At 49.5% G+C, this 8,902-nt stretch carries 7 protein-coding genes; 1 reads left to right on the forward strand and 6 read right to left on the reverse strand.

Going from position 1 to position 8,902, the window contains the following annotated elements:
• Nucleotides 1-518 (forward strand): glycosyltransferase family 4 protein (locus tag HOK28_03980; GenBank protein ID MBT6432224.1); only part of this gene is annotated, 518 nt, incomplete at its 5' end.
• Nucleotides 519-529: 11 nt separating this feature from the next.
• Here HOK28_03980 and HOK28_03985 read toward each other — a convergent pair.
• From HOK28_03985 to HOK28_04010, 6 genes are all read right to left on the reverse strand, one after another.
• Complete coding sequence (locus tag HOK28_03985; protein MBT6432225.1) at nucleotides 530-1,513, reverse strand: O-antigen ligase family protein; 984 nt, start codon at nucleotides 1,511-1,513, stop codon at nucleotides 530-532.
• A 445-nt stretch (nucleotides 1,514-1,958) separates the two neighbouring features.
• Nucleotides 1,959-2,705 (reverse strand): class I SAM-dependent methyltransferase, encoded by a 747-nt coding sequence (locus HOK28_03990; protein MBT6432226.1) that lies wholly within the window; start codon nucleotides 2,703-2,705, stop codon nucleotides 1,959-1,961.
• 11 nt (nucleotides 2,706-2,716) lie between these two features.
• Nucleotides 2,717-3,796 carry a glycosyltransferase gene (locus tag HOK28_03995; GenBank protein MBT6432227.1) on the reverse strand — a complete coding sequence of 360 codons (1,080 nt, stop codon included), beginning with the start codon at nucleotides 3,794-3,796 and terminating at the stop codon, nucleotides 2,717-2,719.
• Nucleotides 3,797-3,924: 128 nt separating this feature from the next.
• On the reverse strand, nucleotides 3,925-5,238 hold the full coding sequence (locus tag HOK28_04000) for a hypothetical protein (GenBank protein MBT6432228.1): 1,314 nt from the start codon (nucleotides 5,236-5,238) through the stop codon (nucleotides 3,925-3,927).
• A 155-nt stretch (nucleotides 5,239-5,393) separates the two neighbouring features.
• Entirely contained in the window at nucleotides 5,394-7,838 is a 2,445-nt protein-coding gene (locus HOK28_04005) for an MMPL family transporter (GenBank protein MBT6432229.1), read from the reverse strand.
• Nucleotides 7,839-7,986: 148 nt separating this feature from the next.
• The coding region (locus tag HOK28_04010) for a hypothetical protein (GenBank protein ID MBT6432230.1) at nucleotides 7,987-8,902 on the reverse strand (916 nt) is incomplete at its 5' end.

Genomic DNA, 8,902 nt, shown 5'->3' on the forward strand with positions numbered 1-8,902 from the left:
AAGGAACAGACGTTTTAATCGAGATGATGGAAGAACTCGGTAAAACAAGAGACGATATCTATTTCCTATTGGCCGGGCCGCACGTAAAAGGAACAGAAGATACCCCCACAGAGCTTTCGACGCGAATTGAAAAAGCCGGGCAATCCGAGAATTTTCGACTCTTGGGTCAGGTCCAGGATATCGCATCCGTTTTCAAAGTATCCGATTTCTTTGTACTTCCAAGCCGAGCCGAAGGTTTCGGAATTGTGCTCGTAGAGTCATTAGCATCTGGCTGTATTACGATTGTCTCGAACCTTGAAGGTATTTTCGACTCGATTATTACCCATGAGCAAGATGGCTTCATCATCAAAAACTACGACGGTAAAGAGTACGCAAAAACCATTCTTAAGCTCATTGACCTGCCAGATAAGCTAGACCAGGTAAGAAAAGCCGGGTTCGACCGTGTTAACAAGAAGTACTCAAAAGAAAACCTGATTTCGGGCTTTAAAACTCTCTTAGGCAAGCCCAAGAGAAGCTAAAACTCAACAAGTCAGTAGTTCGTGCTGTTCGCAGGAACCACTGCCAGACCCATACTCTTCTTGTGTTTTTGCGAGGTAGCGTGGTCATCTTTCATAAGTAGTACCCAAGCAAAACTTAACCCCGCAATCACCCAAAAGACTTTATGATAATGCGTCCGATTTACGACACCGAACAAGACACAAAGTACCCACCAACCTCGAATCAACAAGAAATATGAACGGTCAGATATTGTTAAGTCTTCCACCCTGCCAAACGCGCGGCGAAAGCCAAAATACCAAGCGGCCATAAACCAGATCCACACAAACAAACCTACGATACCTTGCTCGGCCAGTATCGAAAGTACCGTACTGTGGGCACTTCGTTTGTTACTGTATAATCGCTTGTTATCTACTCGAAACTGATAATCTTCACCAAACTCATTTCCGAAACCACCTGCTCCAATACCCAAAACAGGGTGATCCAAAAACATCAACCATGCTGCTTCCCAGTGGAGAAGTCGTTCTTCTAAGGAACCTGCTGAGCCTTCATACGTTTCAGCTTCGTCAAAATTCAGCATTGCCGTGGTACGCTCGGTTCGTCGGTCTAGAGTTTTTTGTTCAACGTTCGCCGCAGCAAGACCAAACATTGTGACGGTTATCACCACAAGCCCAACGCCTGCCAAAGCTTGGCTACGCTTCAAAAAGCCATAAAGTTCAACAGCGAAATAAGCACCTAACCCAAGCAATGCCGAGCGCGAAAAAGTCGTGGTAATACCATTGATAATCAATATAGCTGAAAGGGCCGCCGTAACTCGCCAGAAGCGCAGTAATTGCTGGCGAAAGAAAAAGAAGCAGAGCGGTAAACATATCGTTAGCAGCTCAGCTGTATGGTTTACGCTACCACCAGAAAAACTACCTGCTCGTAATCCCTCAACTGTTCCTGACGGAATCAATACAAAATATTGATAAATAGTGGCTGCTGCACAAATGATTCCGCCCACCAACAGTGCCTTCATACAATTCTCCAAATCGTTCTTCGTGCGAACATAAGAGAGAATTGTCATGATTAAGATGGCCCCAGAGAGGTACTTGTAAACCGGCTTCAATGATACAGATGAGTCCGCAACCCAAAGCATTGAAATAACTCCGAGTATGGATAACACCATTAATGGCTGCCAACTGGGGTGTTTCACCAATCTCCTAATAAGCTTGGGGTTCAGCGCCAAGTGTATGACCCAAGCAGCCAAGAGCGCCATTGAAAGGAATTTCATCAGGGTATAACCCTGCCCTGATTTTACATCACCAAAAACAAAGAGGTATTCCATTGGGATAAGGCCGACAAAAAGACAAATGCCCCAGTTAGGACGCAATAAGCAGACCACAAACGCGAGAACACCAAATAACATAAGAGCAAGAAACATAGTCTTTCCTATCAATCATCTCCCGAAGGGCAATGAAGCCCTATTTGAGAGATGTTGCTCCTGCCAAAAGTAAAACACGCGTACGAAAGGTCGAATAAAAATAAGGCAAGAATGGAGCAATCCGGTTGGCTTTTCGCAGTAAGCCGCCCCGTGGTGTATGACACATATATGCTGCTTCACAAAAATCTACATTCTCAAAAAATTGTCTCGCAATTTTCTTAATCTGAGATTTCTTTAAGTAATTCGTTCGAGTATTCAGATATTCTGTGCTGTCGCGAGCAAACTTGTCGAGTGGAATCTCTTCGCTTCCACTCGGACGATAACCGCGTTTGCCCCAAAAGCGAATCCAACCCTCTTTTTGGATAATACTCGCAAACGGAACCTTGATATGCGCTTCAATGGGCCGGTACCTTGAAGGAAAAACATGCATACTCAAACCAGTGGGTTTTAAAATCCGGCAGATTTCTGCCAGGGCTGCTGGATAATCATCAACGTGTTCGAAAACCTGCTCGCTCAAAATATAATCAAAGAAATTATCTTCAAACGGTAGGCGTCTTGTTTCACTATCGATGACCCGAAGAATTCCCTCTTTATGAAGCGACTCTGCATGAGGACCTTTTTTAAAACTTAAATCACAACCATAAGCGTCCATACCCTGGTCACGGTAGGCCTTAACCAAGCCACCTGCACCACAACCAAAATCTAGAATACGGGCGCCAACAGGTACAGAATACCCCAGAGATTCTAGCGTTCGCATTTGTATTTTAACGGTTTCTTCTTTTCCCATTGTGAGGTCTCCTACCGTAAAACTTCCTGGTACTGCAAGACCACTCTATTGAGGTCATGCACCGACACGAGCCGTGCTCTGGTCTCAGTTTCCGGCCTCTCAAACCACCACGGTTCCCAATTAAGAGCCTCCACAAATCGTTTTGACTGACCAATATTCGCAAAGATCTCGCCGGTACCGCCTGGATGAACCGTAGATATCACCGGGCACCGGCAGGCCACAGCTTCCAATAACGCATTTGGTAAACCTTCGGACTTTGAGCAAAGGACGAATAAATCAGCATATTTAAGCCACAAATACGGATTGGATTGGTGCCCCATAAAGTGCACCTGAGAAGCAATCCCCTGAGCTCTTGCAAGTTCTTCCAGCGCCGACTGTTCAGGGCCAGTCCCCAATAACCACAAATGTGCATCAGGCTTCTCAGACACAAGATCTCGAAAACGAAGTACCAGGTTATCGTAGTTTTTGATCTTAGCCAGTCGTCCTACCGTGACGACATGGGGTCCTTGACCATGACTGATAAAAGGATTTTCGCCCTCATTGGACAATGCATCGATAGCCGCAACATCCACCGGGTTATAAATATGCGTCATATTCGCGGTCGTCACACCAATGGCTTCTTTCAAGTCCTGCCGCATGAAATTCGATTGACAAATCACCTGATCGGCCCGTGGGTAGAATCTTCGATAAAACGTTCGCCAAAGTGGAGCTACCGAACTTGAATTCAAAATAGAGCTGACAATCGCACCCTCCCGAACCACAACCCGGGTACCTTTGGGCAAAAATGGCCGCAGCATCAGAACTCCAAGATTTACATAACCCAACGTCGCAAAGACAGTTGCGGGCCGAATACGATAAATCTCCTTGAGTAAGGGAAAATGAGCTTGCCGTACTCTCTTGAGTCGCAGGAAGGTGATGGGGACATCTTTTGGAATATCTTTTTCGAAAACGCCTGATTCGCCGATAACAACCAGATGTGGCTCGAAGATTGTGCGGTCGAGAAAACGCAACAATGTCACCGACACTTTTTGAGCGCCGCCCTCATTGAGATTTGAGAGCACAAATAGAACTTTGACCCGCTGCCCGCCCATAAAATGTCCGAACTTTTAAAGCAAATTCCGAAATTATCGCTTAGGCGGAAACGAATAGAGGCAGTTTCCTGAGATGTCAATCCCATCGCAGGGCTTGGAATATCGCAACATAAAGTCTATCTCGGGGATTAAAGGCGAATACTATTCTTACGCCGCAAAAACCAAATCCCTAAAAGCATCCCAATAAACCAGCCAGACACCGGTGCAGCTTGGCAGCCGCCTGTATCACCGTCGGCGCTCATAGAATCGGCGCCGAGTTCATCACCGGGTAGTTCGTTGTCCACCACGCCTTCAGGGCCTTCTCCGTCTACAGGGTCTTCACGGTCGCCGGATTCACCAGCATCCTGGCCATCGATTCCTTCAGGGCCAGACTCATTGCCAGCGCCGTCGTCGTCGTCGTTGGCCTCGTCTGCAGGCGGCTGATTATCAACACCGGAATAGCTGTCGTCGTAGCCTTCGTCACCCGCGAATGGGAGCCGCACTGTGCCGCCAAATTCGTAAGCACCAATATCGCGAATGGCCGCGCCATCACTGTTGCCATCTTGAATGTGGTAACCATTGGCTTGGCCGTAGGGCAGCGTGCCACCCATATCAATAGCGGGTGAGCCAGGCAGAAGCCGGTAGTCATCGCCATCTGCGTTCATAAACTCAGGATCGCTTTGATGATCGGTGGGAGGCAGCACAACATCTTTGTAGTTAAAGCCGTTTGCGTGAACGAGGTTAAAGCCCATGGTCTCAGGCGTGGCTCCGTTTAAAGCGCGTACCGCAGTAGAGAAGTCGGTGATGATGTTGTTTAAAATAATTGGAAACGAGGTGGCAATTTCTTCAAACGCGCGAAAATCAATTCCGTAAGAGCCGCTTACCATCGTGTTGTTCAGAATCATCGGGTGAGAATCATAATAGGCCATCACCGCGGTGCCGCTTCTCACAAAGAGGTTACCAATGATGGTGGGGGATGAACCGTTCATGCAGCTAACCGCAATTGGGTCTTCTGCATCCAAGTCGATAAACGTATTGCCCGATACCCGGCCCATAGAACCATAAAATTGAATGCCGGAATGCGTGCCTTCAAACCTATTGTTCAGAACATCTACGTCCGCACCGTTTTGAATCATCACGGGATGAAGCTCTGGCGCCGAGATATTAAACTCGCCAATCAAGCTGTCTCTGATTCCATCGGCAAATACGGCGTGGCCACTTGGAGCCACGAGAAACGTGGTGTCGCTTCCGGAGCCTCGAACGTAAATCCCCTCACGCATGGTGAGCGACTCTTCGTAGACGCCAGGCATCACACGAATCGTGCTGATGGGCGTTGCCGCATCGATGGCTTCCTGAATCGTGGGGTAATCGTCCGGTACCGTAACCACCGGAGCAGCAAAGCTAAGAGACGGAATAATCATTAGAAAAATCAAAGAACTAAAAAGTGCGCGTGCATTCACCATGGGGGACCCTCCAGCCCCATAGAAAGCATGCATTGTGCCATCGCAGCGACACCTTAAGTGGCTGAAAATATGAGAGTTTTTAAGCGGGTCGATTCACAAAAAATCAAGCCGCCTACAATCCTTGCAGATTGAGGGGCAAATTGTGCACTTAAGAACTAACCTTTTTTGCGGAAAAGAATCCGAATCACCGCCGGGGCGAGAATCAAATCGGCCACCACCGCAAAGAAAATGGTGCAGCAAACCACCAAGCCAAACCAGACAATCGCCTTCAAATCGGCGGTCATGCAGGGAGCAAGACCCAGAATCAAAATGGCACTGGTTGCCATAATCGCCCGGCCGCTGTGCTTGAAGGACGTATGGATAGCCTCTTCAATGTCGCCGGTTTTCTGATGCTCCAGGCGGATGTGGTGCAAAAAGTGAATGGTGTCATCCACGCATAAACCAAGTGCGATGGAGGCAACCAGGATGGTAAAACCATCAAGCGGAATCCCAAGCACGGCCATCAACCCCATGGCCATGATGATTGGCACCAGGTTGGGAATCATACCAACGAGTCCTATCTTGAGATTTTTCATCAAGAGAATCAGCAAAATCGTAATCAGGAAAAACGCCGAGCCAAAACTCTTGGCCAAATCAATCACCAATACGCCCATGGTCGAGAGCACAGAATAGATAAGACCCGTTGGGCGAACCCGCGACGTGGGGGCCATATACTCTTCGATACCCTTTTCAATGTAGTCCGTGAGCGGGCGGTATTCATCACCGTGAAGCCACTTTAGATTCATCGTCACTTGAGTTTTACGAAGGTCATTGGTGGCAAGTCGCCGCAGTTGGTCAGGCCCAGCATTCTCAAAAAGAAACAACACATCCGCAAGCTCACGCGGAGTGTCGGGTATCTTATAGAATGCTTGCTCACCGCCATGAAGTGCCCGGTTGGTTTCCCGAACGATATCCAGCACACTGGTAATATTGCCCACGATGTCCCCGTAGTGAGGATCTCGGTAGGCGTGAATGTATGCCTCGAACTTCTCAAGAGCCTTCATAAACTCAAGATCTTTGATGCCCAGGTCTGATTTGATTTCAATTAAGAGACTCATCTGAGATGCGCCGCCCACATACTCATCGAGCGTGTCGGAAGCTCTCTTGGTCTCAAAATGGTCCGGGAACCACATCAAGGGATCGTGGGTAACCAAGATGGAAGGAGCGGAAGCAATACCGGCAGCTACAATCACAACGCCCATCACCACGGACAGCCGAAGGTTGCGTTTTCCATTGGGCCCTGCTCCCGAAGCGCGATTACAGAGGTCTAAAAGCTTATCGATGGGGCCGCTCTCGGGATTGTCACGCGCCCCTAGGTTACTCGTCTTATTGAAAGTTAAAAGAACCGGTACCACCGTGCAGCTGACCAAGAAGGCAAAGAACACGCCGCAGCCGCCCATCACCCCAAGCTCATTAACTGGTTTGATACTCGCTAGGGCAAACGAGAAGAGACCAATCATGGTGGTAATAGAAGTGTAGAAGATGGGTACACCAGTGCAGCCTAGGGTATGAATAATCGCATCTTCGTTGCTTAGCCCGTCGCGGCGCTTATCTCGGTATAAAGACTGAATATGGATGGCATCGCCCACGGCCACGCTTACGAGAAACACCGTCACCACCGAGTTGATGTAGTTGAGGCTCATCCCTAAAAAGCTCATCAGAGCCACAGTCCAAATCGAGGAAAGCTGCACCACCACCAGCGGACCTAAGATGCCCACCCAGTGGCGAAAGAGATAAGCCATCACACACACCATGACGAGCATGGAGAGTAAGAAGGTGGTGGCCATATCCATGATGTTGATTTCGTTTAAGCGAATCGTAAACGACGGCGTACCGCCCATAAGCGGCGAAAAGCCTTCTGCTTTATGCTTGTCTAAAATGTCGTGGAGCAGGTGATACACCCGGGCACTGTCTGGCTCGCTGAGTTCAATGGTGCGCACAGCCATCACCGCTCGCTTACCTTCTTTGTCCACTATCTTGTTCACGAACGATGAATCACCAACCACCCGCCCTTTAAAGGCGGCCATGGTTTCGCTTGTTGGCCATTCGTCCATCAGCTCGCCGACCACAATGCCGTCGGGAGAGGCCCGGGTTTCGCGAACGCCGGTAAGAGAAATCACTTGGTCGATGATCGTGCCGCCTTCGTCATCACCCCACTCTGAATCACCGCCAAATTCTCCAAAGGCATCGTCGCCGGAATTTTCATCCGCCGCTTCTTCAATCGGATCTTCAAGCTCCATATCGACTTTGGCGACTTCATCGTGAACAGCCTGTAGCCTTTTGAGAAAGTCCAGGCTAAACACATCGCCTTCAAAAATGATGAGAAAGAGGTCGTCACGGCCAAACTCTTCGCGAAGCTCGGAAAGCACGACGGTGGCGTTAGAGCCTTTGGGTTCAAATACCTCAGGGCGGTTGTCGAGAATAAGAGGATGGGTCACGAGCCGCACCATACAAATGGTGGTAATAAGCATCGCCAGTGCAATCGTAATCGCCCGGTGGCCAATCACCCATCTGGCAAGGCCGGCAAAAAAAGGATTGAGCTCTTCATTCTGGTTCGACATGGGCAAACTTCTCCATCGCGTGCACCCTAAAAATTTATAAGGTTCACGAGGAGAAGGCGAACGAGCCGGTATAACCATGCTGATATTATTGGGGAAATACTGCTTTTAGAAATATTTAACGGCCTGAGTTGTGGGCGCGAACAAGGGCTTAGCCTCGCGGCGGATTCCCCCGGTCCCAAAGCCGGGCAAACTCTTCCACAAATCTATCGGCCAAAGCTGGCATGTTGCGGAACGTAAAGCGGTCTTCAGAGTGCTTCTTAATGGAGCTGCTCGACCAGTTGGAGCTGCCGTTGAATACATCGTCGCCCACCACACCAAACTTCTCATGCATGACGCGGCTTTTAATCACCCGCACATCTACATCTTTGCCTTCGGCTTGAAGCTTCTTAAGCGCAGCAATCGCCTTGCCATTGTACTTCCCGTAAATCACCACGCGCACTTTCACGCCTCTATCGGCGGCGGCCACAAGCTCCTTGTATTCTGGGGAGCTGGTAGACATGCCATACATGGCAAGGCGAAAAGTTTGTCCGGCTTCTGTGCGGCGAAGGATATCGGCTACTTGCTTATCTAAGGTGTTTTCTGCATCCACCAAATCATCGCGGTTGTCGGCAATGCCGTTGCCATCTAAGTCGGCTGGCCAGCCTGCGCCTTCGGTGGGAATGCGAACGGTGGTGCGATTGGACTCGGCAAAACCAGTGGTGGCTTCGCCGCCGGGGATGCGAGCAGAAAAGGCAGCCCAGGCTTCATCGTCGCCAACGATTTCGTGGAGCTTGGCTAAAGTCTTGGGACCAATGCCATACACGGCATCCGTTTCTTCGATGTTTTCAAAGCTTCCGTGCTCTTCCCGAAAAGCCACGATGTTCGCGGCCTGGCGGTTGGTAAGCCCGGCACGCTTAAGCTCGCTTGCGGTGGCGGTGTTGATAGAAATCTCGCCGGTGCCAAATTCTACGTTTTCGCGAAGCTGCTGCACAGTCCATGCATCGGCTTCGGCGACTCCTGGTACGCGTACCAGGAGTCGCCGAAGCCGATGCATGGACTGTGCAGCAGCTTCGCGAAAACGTAGA

It is taken from the genome of Deltaproteobacteria bacterium (genome assembly GCA_018668695.1).
Lineage (GTDB): Bacteria > Myxococcota > XYA12-FULL-58-9 > XYA12-FULL-58-9 > JABJBS01 > JABJBS01.